Source organism: Burkholderia sp. HMSC10F09 (assembly GCF_001806955.1).
In the GTDB taxonomy this organism is placed as follows: Bacteria; Pseudomonadota; Gammaproteobacteria; order Burkholderiales; family Burkholderiaceae; genus Burkholderia; species Burkholderia multivorans.
The window spans coordinates 20,649-37,667 of sequence record NZ_KV786676.1; the positions used below are offsets into that span (position 1 = coordinate 20,649).

At 68.4% G+C, this 17,019-nt stretch carries 14 protein-coding genes and 1 pseudogene; 14 read left to right on the forward strand and 1 reads right to left on the reverse strand.

Features of this window, described 5'->3' with window-relative positions; translation table 11 throughout:
• The 3 genes and pseudogenes from HMPREF3115_RS32385 to HMPREF3115_RS11785 all read left to right on the forward strand — a co-directional run.
• A pseudogene (locus HMPREF3115_RS32385) lies at window positions 1-477 on the forward strand (glucose-6-phosphate dehydrogenase); the annotation flags it as partial.
• Between the two features lie 86 nt (window positions 478-563).
• Window positions 564-1,244: a 6-phosphogluconolactonase gene (gene pgl, locus HMPREF3115_RS11780; RefSeq protein WP_012213937.1), complete on the forward strand. Its 681-nt coding sequence runs from the start codon at window positions 564-566 to the stop codon at window positions 1,242-1,244.
• Window positions 1,222-3,150, forward strand: coding sequence for a bifunctional transcriptional regulator/glucokinase (locus HMPREF3115_RS11785; RefSeq protein WP_006400818.1), 1,929 nt, complete (start codon window positions 1,222-1,224; stop codon window positions 3,148-3,150). The genes pgl and HMPREF3115_RS11785 overlap by 23 nt, the downstream gene beginning before the upstream one ends.
• A 92-nt stretch (window positions 3,151-3,242) precedes the next feature.
• On the opposite strand, the gene HMPREF3115_RS11790 is transcribed toward HMPREF3115_RS11785, so the two are convergent.
• Window positions 3,243-4,460 (reverse strand): Bcr/CflA family multidrug efflux MFS transporter, encoded by a 1,218-nt coding sequence (locus HMPREF3115_RS11790; RefSeq protein WP_006400819.1) that lies wholly within the window; start codon window positions 4,458-4,460, stop codon window positions 3,243-3,245.
• Between the two features lie 231 nt (window positions 4,461-4,691).
• Between HMPREF3115_RS11790 and HMPREF3115_RS11800 the strand changes: the two genes are divergently transcribed.
• The 11 genes from HMPREF3115_RS11800 to HMPREF3115_RS11850 all read left to right on the forward strand — a co-directional run bounded on the left by HMPREF3115_RS11800 (window position 4,692) and on the right by HMPREF3115_RS11850 (window position 16,941).
• A complete protein-coding gene (locus HMPREF3115_RS11800; protein ID WP_035489288.1) occupies window positions 4,692-5,147 on the forward strand; it encodes a hypothetical protein in 456 nt (151 codons plus the stop codon).
• A 173-nt stretch (window positions 5,148-5,320) separates the two neighbouring features.
• Window positions 5,321-6,604, forward strand: coding sequence for a glutamate-1-semialdehyde 2,1-aminomutase (gene hemL, locus HMPREF3115_RS11805; RefSeq protein WP_006400821.1), 1,284 nt, complete (start codon window positions 5,321-5,323; stop codon window positions 6,602-6,604).
• Between the two features lie 15 nt (window positions 6,605-6,619).
• Window positions 6,620-7,741: a bifunctional diaminohydroxyphosphoribosylaminopyrimidine deaminase/5-amino-6-(5-phosphoribosylamino)uracil reductase RibD gene (gene ribD, locus HMPREF3115_RS11810; RefSeq protein WP_070554496.1), complete on the forward strand. Its 1,122-nt coding sequence runs from the start codon at window positions 6,620-6,622 to the stop codon at window positions 7,739-7,741.
• Window positions 7,742-7,755: 14 nt separating this feature from the next.
• Window positions 7,756-8,385: a riboflavin synthase gene (locus tag HMPREF3115_RS11815; protein WP_070554498.1), complete on the forward strand. Its 630-nt coding sequence runs from the start codon at window positions 7,756-7,758 to the stop codon at window positions 8,383-8,385.
• A gap of 811 nt (window positions 8,386-9,196) precedes the next feature.
• Window positions 9,197-10,780 (forward strand): isocitrate lyase, encoded by a 1,584-nt coding sequence (locus HMPREF3115_RS11820; RefSeq protein WP_053297530.1) that lies wholly within the window; start codon window positions 9,197-9,199, stop codon window positions 10,778-10,780.
• Window positions 10,781-10,943: 163 nt separating this feature from the next.
• On the forward strand, window positions 10,944-12,728 hold the full coding sequence (locus HMPREF3115_RS11825; RefSeq protein WP_070554500.1) for a S9 family peptidase: 1,785 nt from the start codon (window positions 10,944-10,946) through the stop codon (window positions 12,726-12,728).
• Window positions 12,729-12,869: 141 nt separating this feature from the next.
• Window positions 12,870-13,385, forward strand: a complete 516-nt coding sequence (locus HMPREF3115_RS11830) for a DUF1993 domain-containing protein (RefSeq protein ID WP_006406287.1) — start codon at window positions 12,870-12,872, stop codon at window positions 13,383-13,385.
• Between the two features lie 112 nt (window positions 13,386-13,497).
• Window positions 13,498-14,640, forward strand: coding sequence for a bifunctional 3,4-dihydroxy-2-butanone-4-phosphate synthase/GTP cyclohydrolase II (gene ribBA, locus HMPREF3115_RS11835; RefSeq protein WP_048994405.1), 1,143 nt, complete (start codon window positions 13,498-13,500; stop codon window positions 14,638-14,640).
• Window positions 14,641-14,691: 51 nt separating this feature from the next.
• The gene (gene ribH, locus HMPREF3115_RS11840) at window positions 14,692-15,210 is read left to right on the forward strand and encodes a 6,7-dimethyl-8-ribityllumazine synthase (RefSeq protein WP_006400826.1); all 519 of its coding nucleotides are present in this window, start codon (window positions 14,692-14,694) and stop codon (window positions 15,208-15,210) included.
• Window positions 15,207-15,644 (forward strand): transcription antitermination factor NusB, encoded by a 438-nt coding sequence (gene nusB, locus HMPREF3115_RS11845; protein WP_006400827.1) that lies wholly within the window; start codon window positions 15,207-15,209, stop codon window positions 15,642-15,644. The genes ribH and nusB overlap by 4 nt, the downstream gene beginning before the upstream one ends.
• Window positions 15,645-15,744: 100 nt before the next feature.
• The gene (locus tag HMPREF3115_RS11850; protein ID WP_006406288.1) at window positions 15,745-16,941 is read left to right on the forward strand and encodes a pyridoxal phosphate-dependent aminotransferase; all 1,197 of its coding nucleotides are present in this window, start codon (window positions 15,745-15,747) and stop codon (window positions 16,939-16,941) included.
• Window positions 16,942-17,019: the final 78 nt, after the last annotated feature.

Below are 17,019 nucleotides of genomic sequence, written 5' to 3' on the forward strand. Positions count from 1 at the left end.
CCGTTCTTCCTGCGCACCGGCAAGCGGCTGGCCGATCGCGTCGCGGAAATCGTCGTCAATTTCCGGCCGGTCCCGCATTCGGCGCTCGGGCCGACCGCGCTGCGTCCCGGCGCAAACCGCCTCGTGATCCGTCTGCAGCCGAACGAGACGATTCGCCTCTACTGCCTCGCGAAGCAGCCGGGCGAAGGAATGAATCTTGCCAGCGTGCACCTCGATCTCGCATTCGATCAGTTCTTCAAGGAAGGACAGATGGAGGCGTATCAGCGCCTGCTGCTCGACGTGATCAACGGTCGCCTCGCGCTGTTCGTGCGCCGCGACGAGCAGGAAGCCGCGTGGCGCTGGGTCGAGCCGATCCTCAACGAATGGGCGCGCTCGCTGAAGCCGCCGAAGCCCTATGCGGCAGGCACGTGGGGGCCGGCCGCGTCGAGCGCGATGCTCGCGCAGCACGGCACGTGCTGGCTCGAAGAAGAAAACTGATGCGCGCGTGGCCGCGCCGCGCGGCGGCCCGGCATCGCGTCGCATGAACGACACGATTTGAACAGACAAAGCAGTCCGGAGGAGATGTGATCGAGATCCACGCTTTCGACACCCAGGAAGCGCAAAGCGAAGCGCTCGCGCAGGCCGTCGGCGACGCGCTGCGCGCGGCACGCGCGCGGCCCGCGCGGCCGCTGCTCGCGGTGTCCGGCGGCACGAGCCCGCGCCCGTTCCTGCAAACGCTGTCGCACGCCGCGCTCGACTGGGCCGGCGTCGACGTGACGCTGGTCGACGACCGCTGGGTGCCGGACGACGATGCGGCGAGCAACGCGCGCCTCGTGCGCGACACGCTGCTGCAGCATGCGGCCGCGCCCGCCCGCTTCCTGCCGCTCGTCGACACGCGCGCCGCGCTCGACGCGCATGTCGCCGCGCTGAACGCCAACCCCGACTACCGCGTGCCCGACGTCGCCGTGCTCGGCATGGGCGAGGACGGCCACACCGCGTCGATCTTCGCGGACGCGCCCGAATGGGACCACGCGATCGCGACGCCCGAGCGTTTCGTCGCCGTGCATCCGGGCGCCGCGCCGCACGCGCGCGTGAGCCTGTCGCTCGACGCGCTCAAGCGCGTCGGACGCCTGTTCCTGCTGATCGCGGGCGACCGCAAGCGCGAAGTGCTCGACGCCGCGGCCGCGTCGCTGCAGAAGAACGCGATTTCCCAACTGGCCAACGACAAGGGGACCAAGCTCGATGTCTACTGGTGCGCAAAGTAAGGCCGTCGTCGCGGGCCAGCATGCCGACGGCCCGCGCCTGCTCGCGGACGTCGGCGGCACCAACGCGCGCTTCGCGCTGGAAACCGGGCCGGGCGAGATCACGCAGATCCGCGTGTATCCCGGCGCCGATTATCCGACGCTCACCGATGCGATCCGCAAATACCTGAAAGACGTGAAGATCAGCCGCGTGAACCATGCGGCGATCGCGATCGCGAATCCGGTCGACGGCGATCAGGTGACGATGACGAACCACGACTGGAGCTTCTCGATCGAGGCGACGCGCCGCGCGCTCGGCTTCGATACGCTGCTCGTCGTCAACGACTTCACGGCGCTCGCGATGGCGCTGCCGGGGCTGACCGACGCGCAGCGCGTGCAGATCGGCGGCGGCACGCGCCGCCAGAACAGCGTAATCGGGCTGCTCGGGCCCGGCACGGGCCTCGGCGTCTCGGGATTGATTCCCGCCGACGACCGCTGGATCGCACTCGGCAGCGAAGGCGGCCACGCATCGTTCGCCCCGCAGGACGAACGCGAGGATCTCGTGCTGCAGTACGCGCGCAAGAAGTTTCCGCACGTGTCGTTCGAGCGCGTCTGCGCGGGGCCCGGCATCGAGATCATCTATCGCGCGCTCGCCGCGCGCGACAAGAAGCGCGTCGCCGCGAGCGTCGATACCGCCGAAGTCGTCGAGCGCGCGCATGCGGGCGATGCGCTCGCGCTCGAGACGGTCGAGTGCTTCTGCGGCATCCTCGGCTCGTTCGCGGGCAGCGTCGCGCTGACGCTCGGCGCGCTCGGCGGTGTCTATATCGGCGGCGGCGTCGCGCTGAAGCTCGGCGAACTGTTCACGCGCTCGTCGTTCCGCGCGCGCTTCGAGGCGAAGGGCCGCTTCACGCACTATCTGCAGAACATCCCGACCTACCTGATCACGGCCGAATATCCGGCGTTCCTCGGTGTGTCGGCGATTCTCGCGGAGCAGCTGTCGAACCGCTCGGGCGGCGCGTCGTCGGCCGTGTTCGAGCGGATCCGCCAGATGCGCGACGCGCTGACGCCGGCCGAACGCCGCGTCGCCGATCTCGCGCTGAACCATCCGCGCTCGATCATCAACGATCCGATCGTCGACATCGCGCGCAAGGCCGACGTGAGCCAGCCGACCGTGATCCGCTTCTGCCGCTCGCTCGGCTGCCAGGGGCTGTCCGACTTCAAGCTGAAGCTCGCGACCGGGCTCACCGGCACGATTCCGATGAGCCACAGCCAGGTGCATCTCGGCGACACGGCGACCGACTTCGGCGCGAAGGTGCTCGACAACACGGTGTCCGCGATCCTGCAGCTGCGCGAGCATCTGAATTTCGAGCATGTCGAGAACGCGATCGAGATCCTGAACGGCGCACGCCGCATCGAGTTCTATGGGCTCGGCAACTCGAACATCGTCGCGCAGGACGCGCATTACAAATTCTTCCGCTTCGGGATTCCGACCATCGCGTACGGCGACCTGTACATGCAGGCTGCCTCCGCCGCGCTGCTCGGCAAGGGCGACGTGATCGTCGCGGTGTCGAAATCGGGACGCGCGCCCGAGCTGCTGCGCGTGCTCGAGGTCGCGATGCAGGCGGGCGCGAAGGTGATCGCGATCACGTCGAGCAATACGCCGCTCGCGAAGCGCGCGACTGTCGCGCTCGAGACCGATCACATCGAGATGCGCGAGTCGCAGCTGTCGATGATCTCGCGGATTCTGCATCTGCTGATGATCGACATCCTCGCGGTCGGCGTCGCGATCCGCCGCGCATCGCCGAACGACGCGCTGCCCGAAGCGCTCGCGCAGGCGAAGGCACGCGCGAACGACGAGGAAACGGCCGACGTGCTCGACTGGCTCAGCCACGGCGCATCGCCGGCCGCGAAGGACGTCGCGCGCGACTGACGCAGCACGCACGCGGGCACGCCCGCGCGTGCCCAAAGCAAAACGCCACCGGCGCAAATGCGCGCGGTGGCGTTTTGCATGCGGCGACGCGCTCAGGCGGCCGCTTTGACCGGCCGCCCGTGCCAGCGCAGCACGAGATAACGTCCGACGAAACAGAGCACGCCGGTCACGCCGATCGTCACGCCCATCGCGAACGGCGTGCCGTCCGCGAGCACGCCGATGGCGACGCTCGCGAGCGCGCCGAGCGCGAGCTGCATCGCACCGAACACGGCTGCCGACGCGCCCGCGTTGTGCGGATAGCGATGCATCAGGTCGGTCGTGCAGTTTGCGGACAGAATCCCGACCACGCCGACGACGAAGAACAGGCAGACGACGATCGACCACAGCCCGCCCCACCCCGTCAGCGCGACGAGCGCGACCGCGAGCGATGCGATGCAGCTCAGCAGCGACGCGGCCGAGATGATGCGCAGCGAGCCGACCCGGCCGACGAGCCGCGTATTCGTGAAGTTGCCGATCATGATGCCGACCACGTTGAGCCCGAACAGCAGGCCATAGTGCTGCGGCGACACGTGGAAATATTCGATGTACACGAACGGCGTCGCGGTGATGTACGAGAACATCGACGCGAACGCCATCCCGCCGCACAGCATGTGGCCCCACGCAACGGGGTCGGACAGGATGCGCCCGTACGACGCGAACGACGCGAGCACGGCCGCGCTCTTGCGCCGCTCCTTCGGCCAGGTTTCGGGCACGCGCAGATATGCGGTCGCCGCGCATAGCGCGCCGAACGCGGCGAGCACGACGAACACGCCGCGCCAGCCGGCAAAACGCAGGATCTGCCCGCCGAGCAGCGGCGCGAGCAGCGGGCCGACCGCGGTGACGATCGCGACCATCGACAGCACTTTCGCCGCATCGGTCGGCTCGTGCGCATCGCGCGCGATCGCCCGCGCGAGCACCGACGCCGCACCGGCGCCGAGCGCCTGCAGAAAGCGCACGACGATCAGCATGTCGATCGACGTCGACACGAAGCAGCCGACGCTCGCGAGCGTAAACAGCGCGATACCGCCGAGCAGCACGGGCCTGCGGCCCCACGTGTCGGACAGCGGGCCGTACAGCAGCATGCCGATCGAGAAGCCGGCCATGAAGCTCGTCAGCGTGCGCTGCGCGGCGCCGGGGCTGACGGAGAAGCCTTGCGCGATCGACGGCAGGCTCGGCAGGTACATGTCGGTAGCGATCGGCCCGCACGCGGCCAGCGCGCCGAGCAACAGGATCAGCCGGGCATCGGGCCGGCGCCGGACAACGTGAGACATGGGATTCCGGGTCGAAGCCCGCGCGCTTCGCGGCGCGCGTGGCGGTGAAGACGGGGCCGCGCCGCACACGGCGCGCTCAGGCCCATGATTGTACGCGCAACTTTTTTCGCACGACCGTGCGCGCGGTGACACGGCCGCGCGACGCGCCGGAATACGCGCCGTATCCGCGGCGGTGCGAGCGCGAATTGCATTAAGCTTGCGTCCGTTGTCTGAACAATGCGCCTCGAACCGATGACCGCCTTCCTGCTGATCTGGAGCCCCAAGAAGTGGCCGTGGCCCGAACTGCCCGACGTCGCCGCGCGCGTGAAGGCCGGCGAGGCCGTGCACGACGTCTGGGGCTGCGGCTTCGCCCGCAGCATCCTGCCGGGCGACCGCGTGTTCCTGCATCGCGTCGCGCAGGCGCCGAAGGGCATATTCGGATCGGGCTACGTGACGCGCGCGCCGTACGAGGTGCCCGATCCGACGACGAAGCGCGGCTACCGGCTCTGCATCGATTTCGTCTACGACTGGCTCGTCGACGGCCATCAGGACGTGGTGATCCCGCGCGACGCGCTGCGCGTGCATCCGTACTCGGTGCAAACGTGGGACGCGCAGACCTCCGGCACGTCGATCAAGCCGATGGTCGAAGGCCCGCTCGAAAAGCGCTGGGCCGAACTGACCGGCGGCCGGCGCAAGCCGCCGCGATAACGGGGCGGCAGGCGGCGCGCATGCCGGTCGCAAGCGGCCGGCGCGACGCGCCGAAAGGCCGCAAGCCGCGGCCCGGCTGGCCGCGCGCGTCTCCGGTACAATCGGACGATCGTTCCGCCCAGGCGCGGCGGCCCGTGCACAGGCCCCGCGCCGTTCTCTCGCAGGTTTCGCTCATGTCCAACAATCAGATCCTCTTCGAACGCGCCCAAAAGACCATTCCCGGCGGCGTCAACTCGCCGGTTCGCGCGTTCCGTTCGGTCGGCGGCACCCCGCGCTTCGTCGCGCGCGCGCAAGGCCCGTACTTCTGGGATGCCGACGGCAAGCAGTACATCGACTACATCGGCTCGTGGGGCCCGATGATCGTCGGCCACGTTCATCCCGAGGTGCTCGACGCCGTGCAGAAGGTGCTCGCCGACGGCTTCTCGTTCGGCGCGCCGACCGAGGCCGAGATCGAGATCGCCGAAGAGATCTGCAAGCTCGTGCCGTCGATCGAACAAGTGCGGATGGTGTCGAGCGGCACCGAAGCGACGATGAGCGCACTGCGGCTCGCGCGCGGCTTCACGGGCCGCAGCCGCATCGTGAAGTTCGAAGGCTGCTACCACGGTCACGCGGACAGCCTGCTCGTGAAGGCCGGCTCCGGCCTGCTGACGTTCGGCAATCCGACCTCGGCCGGCGTGCCCGCCGACATCGCGAAACACACGACCGTCCTCGAATACAACAACGTCGCCGCGCTCGAAGAAGCGTTCGGCGCGTTCGGCGACGACATCGCGGCCGTGATCGTCGAGCCGGTCGCCGGCAACATGAACCTCGTGCGCGGCACGCCCGAGTTCCTCAACGCACTGCGCGCGCTGTGCACGAAGCACGGCGCCGTGCTGATCTTCGACGAAGTGATGTGCGGCTTCCGTGTCGCGCTCGGCGGCGCGCAGGCGCACTACGGGATCGCGGCCGACCTGACCTGCCTCGGCAAGGTGATCGGCGGCGGGATGCCGGCCGCCGCGTTCGGCGGGCGCCGCGACATCATGGCCCATCTCGCGCCGCTCGGCGGCGTGTACCAGGCCGGCACGCTGTCGGGCAACCCGATCGCGGTCGCCGCGGGCCTGAAGACGCTGCAGCTGATCCAGGCGCCCGGCTTCTACGACGCGCTCACCGCACAGACCGAGCGGCTCGCCGACGGCCTCGCGGCCGAAGCGCGCGCGGCAGGCGTGCCGTTCGCGGCCGACTCGATCGGTGCGATGTTCGGCCTGTACTTCGCCGAGCGCGTGCCGACGAGCTTCGCCGAAGTCACGAAGAGCGACATCGAGCGCTTCAACCGCTTCTTCCACCTGATGCTCGACGAAGGCGTGTATTTCGCGCCGTCCGCGTACGAAGCGGGCTTCGTGTCGAGCACGCACGACGACGCGGTGATCGACGCGACGCTCGCGGCCGCGCGCCGCGCGTTCGCCGCGCTCGCCGCCTGACGCGGGTCCGCGCGCATGTTCTCGGATATCGACTTCGCCCATATGCAGCGCGCGCTCGCGCTGGCGGCGCGCGGCATGTATACGACCACGCCGAATCCGCGTGTCGGCTGCGTGATCGTCAAGGGCGGCGATGTGATCGGCGAAGGCTACACGCAGCCGGCCGGCCACGACCACGCGGAAGTGCAGGCACTGAAGGATGCGCGCGCGCGCGGCCACGACGTCGCCGGCTCGACCGTTTACGTGACGCTCGAGCCGTGCAGCCATTTCGGCCGCACGCCGCCGTGCGCGAACGCGCTGATCGACGCGCGCGTCGCGAAAGTCGTCGCCGCGATGGAAGACCCGAACCCGCAGGTGTCGGGGCGTGGCCTCGGCATGTTGCGCGACGCGGGCATCGACGTGCGCTGCGGGCTGCTCGCGCATGAGGCGGGCGAACTGAACATCGGTTTCGTGTCGCGCATGACGCGCGGCCGCCCGTGGGTGCGGATGAAGAGCGCCGCGACGCTCGACGGGCGCACCGCGCTGCCGTCCGGCGAAAGCCAGTGGATTACCGGCGAGGCCGCACGCGTGGACGGCCATGCGTGGCGCGCGCGCGCGTGCGCGATCGTCACCGGCATCGGCACCGTACGTGAGGACAACCCGCTGCTGACCGTGCGCGGCATCGACACGCCGCGCCAGCCGCAGCGCGTGCTGGTCGACAGCCGGCTCGAGCTGCCGCTCGACGCGCGGCTGCTCGAAGGCGCGCCGCTGCTGATCTTCTGCGGCCCACTCGACGCGGCCGGCGAAGCGCGCGCAGCCGCGCTGAAGGCGCGCGGCGCAGAGATCGTGCCGCTCGCGAACGCGCACGGCAAGGTCGACCTGCCCGCGATGCTGTCCGCGCTCGGCGCGCGCGGCATCAACGAACTGCACGTCGAGGCCGGCCACAAGCTGAACGGGTCGCTGCTGCGCGAGCAATGCGTCGACGAACTGCTCGTCTATCTCGCGCCGAGCCTGCTCGGCGCCGACGCGGCCGGCATGTTCGACCTCGCCGCGCCGGCGAACCTCGACGCGCGCACGCGACTCGTGTTTCACCAGATCGAGCGGATCGGCGACGATCTGCGGATCCTGGCGCGTTTTGCGCCGCCCCCCGCCACTCATTGAACGGAATCGTCACGATGTTTACCGGAATTGTCGCGGCCGTCGGCCGCATCGAATCGATCACGCCGCTCGGCACGTCGCCCGACGCGGGCGTACGCCTGTCCGTGCAGGCCGGCGGCCTCGACCTTGCCGATGTCGCGCTCGGCGACAGCATCGCGATCCAGGGCGCGTGCATGACGGTGATCGCGAAAACCGACGCCGCCTTCGACGTCGAGGTTTCGCGCGAAAGCCTGAACCGCACGGTCGGCCTCGCGCAGCCGGGCGACGTCAATCTCGAGAAGGCGCTGCGCGCGCACGACCGGCTCGGCGGCCATATCGTGTCGGGCCACGTCGACGGCCTCGGCACCGTGTCGCGTTTCGCGCCGGTCGGCGAGTCGCACGAGCTGCGCATCGTCGCGCCGCGCGAGCTGGGCCGCTATCTCGCATACAAGGGTTCGATCACGGTCAACGGCGTGAGCCTGACCGTGAATTCGGTCGAGGATCTGGCGGACGGCTCCGAGTTCTCGATCAATCTGATTCCGCATACGGTCGAGGTCACGACGCTGCGTCATCTGAAGGCCGGTGACAAGGTCAATCTCGAGGTCGACATGATCGCGCGGTATGTGGAGAGAATGCTGTCGACCGCTTCGGCCGTAGAACCGAGCTGACCGCGGGCAGCGGCGCTGCTCCGCCCGACTTTCGTCGCTGCGGAGCGCGCCGCTCGCACAGTCTTTCAACGCCTGCGTCGGCGGCACGGGCCGTTGTCAGTCAGGCTCCATCGCGTGTCCGCGCGTGACCGGGTCACGCACATCGTCGAACGAACCTTCCCGTCGAATTCGACCCGATCGCGCGCCCCCTCTCCCGCCAGCGCCCGCTTCCCTATTCGTTGCTGCGGCTCCCTGACGACCGCGAAGGCAACAGCGGGCGCGTCCGCTGCGTCCGCCTGAGCTGCGGCAGCCTCCTTTCCGCCCGTGCGCCAGGCAGCCGAATCGCGGCTTTGCCTCCGCCCCCTACCGACGCCCGCTTCCACGCGCGTTGTCATTCCTGTTCAACCGGGTCGCCGTACTCTGCAACGAACGGCTTGGCTTCGCCGGCGGCTTCCACCCACGTTTGATCGCCCATCGGGATGTCCGTCCCGACGAAACGGACACGCTCCGTCGTGCTGCTGCGTGGCTGACGCGGTTTTATCCGGACGAAACTGCCGGGCCTTCAGCACCCGAAAGACCATTTCACATTACGGAACCTTCGCCGGCATTCCGCCGCGCCGCGCCCGCGCTTTTTTTGGAAACCATGTTCCAAATCGCGTCATGCGCAACCTATCTCATTGAAAATAAAGAACAAATTAGTCCTATGTCTTATATAAGACAGCCCCTCCGCACATCGAAAAGCCCCTACAATGCAGTCATGCAGTTCGCTGCGGCAGACGTGGCGGTCCACTCAATCCGGTTCTCAAACACGCTTTCTTCTCAGGAGATTCACATGGCCCAGTATCAGGACGACATCAAGGCAATTGCCGCGTTGAAAGAAGCGCACGGCAGCGCATGGGATGCGATCAATCCCGAGTACGCCGCGCGCATGCGCGCACAGAACAAGTTCAAGACGGGCCTGGACATCGCCCGGTACACGGCCAAGATCATGCGCGCCGACATGGCCGCCTACGATGCGGATCCATCCAAGTACACGCAATCGCTGGGCTGCTGGCACGGCTTCATCGGCCAGCAGAAGATGATCTCCATCAAGAAGCACTTCAACAGCACCGAGCGCCGCTATCTGTATCTGTCGGGCTGGATGGTCGCCGCGCTGCGCTCCGAGTTCGGCCCGCTGCCGGACCAGTCGATGCACGAAAAGACCGCCGTCAGCGCGCTGATCCGCGAGCTGTACACGTTCCTGCGCCAGGCCGACGCCCGCGAGCTGGGCGGCCTGTTCCGCGAGCTGGATGCCGCCGAAGGCGCTGCCGCCAAGGCCGCGATCCAGGAAAAGATCGACAACCACGTCACGCACGTCGTGCCGATCATCGCCGACATCGACGCAGGCTTCGGCAACGCCGAAGCGACCTACCTGCTCGCCAAGCAGTTCATCGAAGCGGGCGCATGCTGCATCCAGATCGAAAACCAGGTGTCCGACGAGAAGCAGTGCGGCCACCAGGACGGCAAGGTCACCGTGCCGCACGAGGACTTCCTCGCGAAGATCCGCGCGATCCGCTACGCGTTCCTGGAACTGGGCGTGGACGACGGCATCATCGTCGCGCGCACCGACTCGCTGGGCGCCGGCCTGACCAAGCAGATCGCCGTGACGCACAAGCCGGGCGACCTGGGCGACCAGTACAACTCGTTCCTCGACTGCGACGAGATTTCGGCCGACGCACTGGGCAACGGCGACGTCGTCATCAAGCGCGACGGCAAGCTGCTGCGTCCGAAGCGCCTGCCGAGCAACCTGTTCCAGTTCCGCGCCGGCACGGGCGAAGCGCGCTGCGTGCTGGATTGCATCACCGCACTGCAAAACGGCGCCGACCTGCTCTGGATCGAAACCGAAAAGCCGCACATCGCGCAGATCGGCGGCATGGTCAGCGAGATCCGCAAGGTCATCCCGAACGCGAAGCTCGTGTACAACAACAGCCCGTCGTTCAACTGGACGCTGAACTTCCGTCAGCAGGCGTATGACGCGATGAAGGCCGAGGGCAAGGACGTGTCGGCATACGACCGCGCGCGACTGATGAGCGTCGAATACGACGACTCCGAACTGGCCGCGCTCGCCGACGAAAAGATCCGCACCTTCCAGGCCGATGCATCGCGTGAAGCCGGGATCTTCCATCACCTGATCACGCTGCCGACGTACCACACCGCCGCGCTGTCGACCGACAACCTGGCCAAGGAATACTTCGGCGACCAGGGCATGCTCGGCTACGTGGCCGGCGTGCAGCGCAAGGAAATCCGTCAGGGCATCGCGTGCGTCAAGCACCAGAACATGTCCGGCTCGGATATCGGCGACGACCACAAGGAATACTTCAGCGGCGAAGCAGCGCTGAAGGCGGCGGGCAAGGACAACACGATGAACCAGTTCTGATACCGGTCATCCGCTGCACGAAACGCCAACCTGTCACACAGGTTGGCGTCTTCTTTTGTCCGGCGGCAGCACGCGGGGAAGCCCGGCCCGCCCGCGCATCGCCCGGAACTCGCGTCCGGCGCTGCCGGTCTATCCGCACTCGCCGATCCGATCAGGAGCCTGCGTGACAGCCGCCCGCCCCGATTCCGCGCAACCCCGCCGCTTCACCGTCGACGATCTGCTGTCGCTCGACGATTTCCAGCGCAGCTACGGCCGCACCTGCCTGCTGTCGCCCGACGGCGGCGCGATCTGCTTCGCCGTCATTCGCCCGCTCGCCGATGCGCTGCGCTTCGACCGCCCGTACCTCGGCGGCCTCGATCGTGCCGAGCTGTACCTGTTCGTCTTGGCCGAGCGCGCGCTGCGGCGGCTCGCCGGCGACGTGCGGACCGGCCGCGCCTGCGGGTCGCCTGCCTGGTCGCCCGACGGGCGGTGGATCGCCGCGCTCATGCTGTCGGCCGATGAAGATGCGGCGCACGCGGTGCTGATCGACCCGGCGACCGGAGCCGTGACGCCGATCACGACGTCGCGCAGCGTCGACCTGTCGGCGCTCGATCGCGACGGCCCGTTCAGCTGGCTGGCGGACGGCCGGGTCGCGCTGCCGCTGCTCCCGCCAGGCGCCACGCCGATCGCCGCGCACCTGCACCGCCGCCTGTTCACGAACGCGCGCCACGCGTGGGAAGCCAACGCGCGCGGCCGGCGGCCGACAGCCGATGTGCTCGACAGCCGGTCGTTCGCCACGACGCGCGTCGAGCGGGCGCCCGACTGGTGGGCGTTCGATCCGGTCGCCGGCACGCTGCACGCGCTGTCGCCGGACGAATGCGCGCAGGCGGCCCTGTCGCGCGCGTCGGTGCCGGACGAACCGCCGGCCGCGCGCGACGCAGACGGAGACGCACAAGCGCCGGCCGCCGCCGCCGACGACGACCGCGTACGCTGCGAACGCGTGTCGCCGGAATCGGACCGCCGATATGCCGCGTTCATCGAACACGGCCGCGACGCGACGCGGCTGACGGTCCGGATGGCCGACGCGCAAGACGACGCAACGGTCGTATTCGAAACCAACCGCCAGCTGGCCGGCATCGCGACTGGCACCGCGCACCGGCTGGCGTGTCGGGGCGGGCAACCGGGCCGGCCGCGCTTCGTCGACGTGCTGCTGCCGCCCGACTACGCGGGCGCGCCGCTGCCTGCGGTCGTGTGGGTGTATCCGCACGAGAAAACCGCGCGCCACCCGCACCTGTTTCACGAGCCGGACTGCCCGCTGCCGTTCAACTTCCAGCTGTTCGCCGCGCACGGCTTCGCGGTGATCGACGTCAACATGCGCAGCGTGCTCGGCGTCGACCCGGCGTCGATGGCGGACAGGATGCTCGACGACGTCCGCGCGGCCGTCGACGCGGCGGTCGAAGCCGGATACGTCGATCGCGACCGGCTGCACCTGTACGGCCAGAGCCTCGGCGGCTGGGCGACGATGCTGCTGCTCGCACACACGCCGATGTTCCGTTCGGGGATGGCGTGCGCCGGCATCAGCGACGCGGCCGCGCTTTACGCGTCGCTCGATCCGCGTCTGCGCTACGAAACGGGCGACGACGAGCGCCCCGAGCGTTTCGAGCCGCACGGCAAGACCCTCGCAGACAATAGCTGGCGCCTCGACGCGGCGCCGTGGAGCCGCCCCGACGCCTATCGCGCGATCAGTCCGATCCTGCACGCGGCGCGGATCACGACGCCGCTACTGCTGATTCACGGCGACGCCGACTACGTGCCGCTCGAGCAGAGCGAGCGGATGTTCGCGGCCCTGTCGCAGTTGAAGCGCGACGTGCGGCTGATCCGCTACTGGGGCGACGATCACGTGCCGCAATCGCCGGCCAACGTCGCGGACCGGCACCGACGGATGATCGACTGGCTGCGGCACGCGTGAGCGTCGCCGCGTTGCGCCAACCCCTGGTCGAACGGCCATCGACGCGCACGCGACACGCGGCCGCGCTAAGATGCGACGACAGCGGTTCCGACACCGCAACGCATGGCGCGCCGCCGCCCTCTTCCACAAGGAGTCGTACCCATGTCCATCTCGATGTACCAGGCCTCGCTGCCCGTGCTGATCCGTGGCCTGACCAACCTGCAGCACATCCTCGGCAAGGCCCAGGCGCACGCGGCCGAAAAGCAGATCGATCCGTCGGTGTTCGTCGGCGCGCGTCTCTATCCGGACATGCTGCCGCTCGTGCGCCAGGTCTACATCGCGACCGACACCGCGAAGGGCTGCGCGGCGCGGCTCGCCGGCGTCGACATCCCGAGCTACCCGGACGTCGAACAGACGTTCGACGAACTGCACGCGCGCATCCAGAAGACGATCGACTATCTGAAAAGCTTCGACGCCGCGCAGATCGACGGCAGCGAAACGCGCCAGATCGTGCTGAAGATGCGCGTCGGCCCGATCGAATTCACGGGCCAGTCCTACCTGCTGCACTTCGTGCTGCCGAACTTCTTCTTTCACGTCACGACGGCGTACGACATCCTGCGCCACAACGGCGTCGAGCTCGGCAAGCTCGACTACCTCGGCCGCAACGAGCAGCCCTGACGACGCCCGGCCGCGCCGCGTTCCGGCCCGTTCGCGGGCCGTGCGCGGGGGCGCCGGCCGAAACGCGGCGCGGCTAGCGTAAAATACGCACTTTCCTCTTTCTCGCCCCCTTATGACGCTCGCCTCCACGCCCGACATCATCGCCGAGCTGAAAGCCGGCCGGATGGTGATCCTCGTCGACGAAGAAGACCGCGAAAACGAAGGCGACCTCGTGATTGCCGCCGAATTCGTCACGCCGGAAGCGATCAACTTCATGGCCAAGTACGGCCGCGGTCTCATTTGTCTGACGTTGACGCAGGAACGCTGCAAGCAGCTGCAACTGCCGCTGATGACGTACCGCAACGGCACGCAGTACGGCACCGCGTTCACGGTCAGCATCGAAGCCGCCGAAGGCGTGACGACCGGGATCTCGGCGGCCGACCGGGCACATACGATCGCGACCGCGGTCGCGCACGACGCGCGTCCCGAGCAGATCGTGCAGCCGGGCCACGTATTCCCGATCATGGCGCAGCCGGGCGGCGTGCTCGTGCGCGCCGGGCACACCGAGGCAGGCTGCGACCTCACCGCGCTCGCGGGCCTCACGCCGGCCGCGGTGATCTGCGAGGTCATCAAGGACGACGGGACGATGGCGCGCCTGCCCGACCTGATCGAGTTCGCGCAGCAGCACGGTCTGAAGATCGGCACGATTGCCGACCTGATCCACTACCGCAGCCGCACCGAATCGATCATCGAGCGCGTCGCCGAGCGCACGATGCAGACCGCGCACGGCGCGTTCCGCGCGGTGCTCTACCGCGACCAGCCGACCGGCTCGCCGCACATCGCGCTCGTGCGCGGCCAGCCGTCGCCGGACGCCGACACGCCGGTGCGCGTGCACGAGCCGCTGTCGGTGCTCGATCTGCTCGAAACGGGCGTGTCGACGCACTCGTGGACGCTCGACGCCGCGATGCGCGAGATCGCGCGGCGCGACCTCGGCGTCGTCGTGCTGCTCAATTGCGGCGATACGAAGGAACATCTCGTCGACGTGTTCAAGGCGTTCGACGAGGAAGAGAAGGCGGCCGCGCTGAAGCGCCGGCCGGTCGATTTCAAGACGTTCGGCATCGGCGCGCAGATTCTGCGCGATGTCGGCGTCGGCAAGATGCAGGTGCTGTCGAATCCGCGCAAGCTGGGCAGCATGTCCGGCTACGGTCTCGAAGTGACGGGTTTCGTTCCGATGCCCGGCGGCGAGGCCAAGCCCTGCCCGGCGCCGCACGCGTGACCCGCCACGGCGCTTTCGCCCTATAACCGTTCATCCAACCACGGACAGATCATGGAAATCGGACAATACCAACCGAATCTCGAAGGCGACGGCCTGCGTATCGGCATCGTGCAATCGCGCTTCAACGAGCCCGTGTGCAACGGCCTCGCGGACGCTTGCGTCGAAGAACTGGAGCGCCTCGGCGTCGCCGGCGAAGACGTGCTGCTCGTGTCGGTTCCCGGCGCGCTGGAAATCCCGCTCGCGCTGCAAAAGCTCGCGGAAAGCGGCCAGTTCGACGCACTGATCGCGCTCGGCGCGGTCATCCGCGGCGAGACGTATCACTTCGAACTCGTGTCGAACGAAAGCGGTGCGGGCATCACCCGCATCGCGCTCGACTTCAACGTGCCGATCGCGAACGCGGTGCTCACCACCGAAAACGACGAGCAGGCTGTCGCCCGCATGACCGAAAAAGGTCGTGACGCGGCACGCGTCGCGGTCGAGATGGCCAACCTGACGATGGCGCTCGACCAGCTCGGCGACGACGACGAGGACGAAGAAGAGGACGAAGACGACGAAGAGGAGCGCGCATGAAGAAGAGCGCCCGCCGACAATCGCGCGAGCTGGCGACGCAGGGCCTGTATCAATGGCTGCTGTCGAACGCGTCCTCCGGCGAGATCGACGCGCAACTGCGCGGCGCGCTCGGGTACGACAAGGCTGACAAGGCGCTGCTCGACGCGATCCTGCACGGTGTGATCCGCGAGCACGCCACACTCGTCGACGCGCTGACGCCGTCGCTGGACCGCCCGATCGACCAGCTGTCGCCGGTCGAACGCGCGGTGCTGCTGATCGCGACGTTCGAGCTCACGCACCACATCGAAACGCCGTACCGCGTGGTCATCAACGAAGCAGTCGAACTCGCGAAGACGTTCGGCGGCTCGGACGGCTACAAGTACGTGAACGGCGTGCTCGACAAGCTGGCCGCGAAGCTGCGGCCGGCCGAAACGCAAGCGCGCCGCAACGGCTGATTCCGTCGTTCCGGACGGGCGCGCAAGCGCCCGTTTTTTTCGCCCATTTCCCGACGTTTTTCCGACGTTTTCCGTTTTACGCGCGTAACCGCCCCGACCGATGAACACCACCGCCGATTCGCTCGTCAAGCTCGCCGCCCGCGTCGACGCGATCCAGCCCTTCTACGTGATGGAACTGATGAAGGAGGCACAGCAGCTCGAGTCTGCCGGGCGCGACGTTATCCACATGGGCATAGGCGAGCCCGATTTCACCGCGCCGGAGCCGGTCGTCGAAGCGGCGGCGGCCGCGTTGCGCCGCGGCGTCACGCAATATACGAGCGCGCTCGGCATCGCGCCGCTGCGCGAGGCGATCGCCGCGCACTATGCACGCGCCTACGGCTTGACGATCGCGCCGGAGCGGATCGTCGTGACGGCCGGCGCGTCGGCGGCGCTGCTGCTCGCGTGCCTCGCGCTCGTCGGCCGCGACGACGAGGTGCTGATGCCCGACCCGTCATATCCGTGCAACCGGCACTTCGTCGCGGCCGCCGAAGGCCGGCCGGTGCTCGTGCCGAGCGGCCCGGAAGCGCGTTTCCAGCTGACCGCCGACGACGTGCGCACGCGCTGGAACGAACGCACGCGCGGCGTGCTGCTCGCGTCGCCATCGAATCCGACCGGCACCTCGCTCGAGCCGGACGAGCTGAAACGGATCGTCGAAGCGGTCCGCGCGCGCGGCGGCTTCACGATCGTCGACGAGATCTATCAGGGGCTCAGCTACGATGCGCCGCCGGTGTCCGCGCTGTCGTTCGGCGACGACGTCGTCACCGTGAACAGCTTCTCGAAGTACTTCAGCATGACCGGCTGGCGGCTCGGCTGGCTCGTCGTGCCGCCGGCGCTCGTCGGCACGTTCGAGAAACTGTCGCAGAACCTGTTCATCTGCCCGTCCGCGCTCGCGCAGCACGCGGCGCTCGCGTGCTTCGAGCCGGCATCGCTCGACATCTACGAGGCGCGCCGCCTCGAATTCAAGCGTCGCCGCGATTTCATCGCGCCGGCGCTCGAGCGGCTCGGCTTCACCGTGCCCGTGATGCCGGACGGCGCGTTCTATGTCTACGCGCACTGCGGCGGCGTCGCCCATCCGGCCGCCGGCGACAGCGCGGCGCTCACGCACGCGATGCTGCACGACGCGGGCGTCGTGCTGGTGCCGGGGATGGATTTCGGCGTTCATGCGCCGCACGACTATATCCGGCTGTCCTATGCGACCGCTTACTCGCGTCTCGAGGAAGCGGTCGACCGGCTCGCCGCGCTGTTCGGGCGGCGCTGAGTCGCCGCGGCGCGATCGCGCCGCTGCTGCGCCCCTCCAAACGAAAAAAGACACCCGAGGGTGTCTTTTTCCATTTCG

Bases quoted from the DNA above. Each gene is read 5' to 3' on its own strand.
- HMPREF3115_RS11785 (WP_006400818.1), top strand. From the start codon at position 1,222: ATGTCTACTGGTGCGCAAAGTAAGGCCGTCGTCGCGGGCCAGCATGCC.
- HMPREF3115_RS11790 (WP_006400819.1), bottom strand. From the start codon at position 4,460: ATGTCTCACGTTGTCCGGCGCCGGCCCGATGCCCGGCTGATCCTGTTG.
- HMPREF3115_RS11800 (WP_035489288.1), top strand. From the start codon at position 4,692: ATGACCGCCTTCCTGCTGATCTGGAGCCCCAAGAAGTGGCCGTGGCCC.
- hemL (WP_006400821.1), top strand. From the start codon at position 5,321: ATGTCCAACAATCAGATCCTCTTCGAACGCGCCCAAAAGACCATTCCC.
- ribD (WP_070554496.1), top strand. From the start codon at position 6,620: ATGTTCTCGGATATCGACTTCGCCCATATGCAGCGCGCGCTCGCGCTG.
- HMPREF3115_RS11815 (WP_070554498.1), top strand. From the start codon at position 7,756: ATGTTTACCGGAATTGTCGCGGCCGTCGGCCGCATCGAATCGATCACG.
- HMPREF3115_RS11820 (WP_053297530.1), top strand. From the start codon at position 9,197: ATGGCCCAGTATCAGGACGACATCAAGGCAATTGCCGCGTTGAAAGAA.
- HMPREF3115_RS11830 (WP_006406287.1), top strand. From the start codon at position 12,870: ATGTCCATCTCGATGTACCAGGCCTCGCTGCCCGTGCTGATCCGTGGC.
- ribBA (WP_048994405.1), top strand. From the start codon at position 13,498: ATGACGCTCGCCTCCACGCCCGACATCATCGCCGAGCTGAAAGCCGGC.
- ribH (WP_006400826.1), top strand. From the start codon at position 14,692: ATGGAAATCGGACAATACCAACCGAATCTCGAAGGCGACGGCCTGCGT.
- nusB (WP_006400827.1), top strand. From the start codon at position 15,207: ATGAAGAAGAGCGCCCGCCGACAATCGCGCGAGCTGGCGACGCAGGGC.
- HMPREF3115_RS11850 (WP_006406288.1), top strand. From the start codon at position 15,745: ATGAACACCACCGCCGATTCGCTCGTCAAGCTCGCCGCCCGCGTCGAC.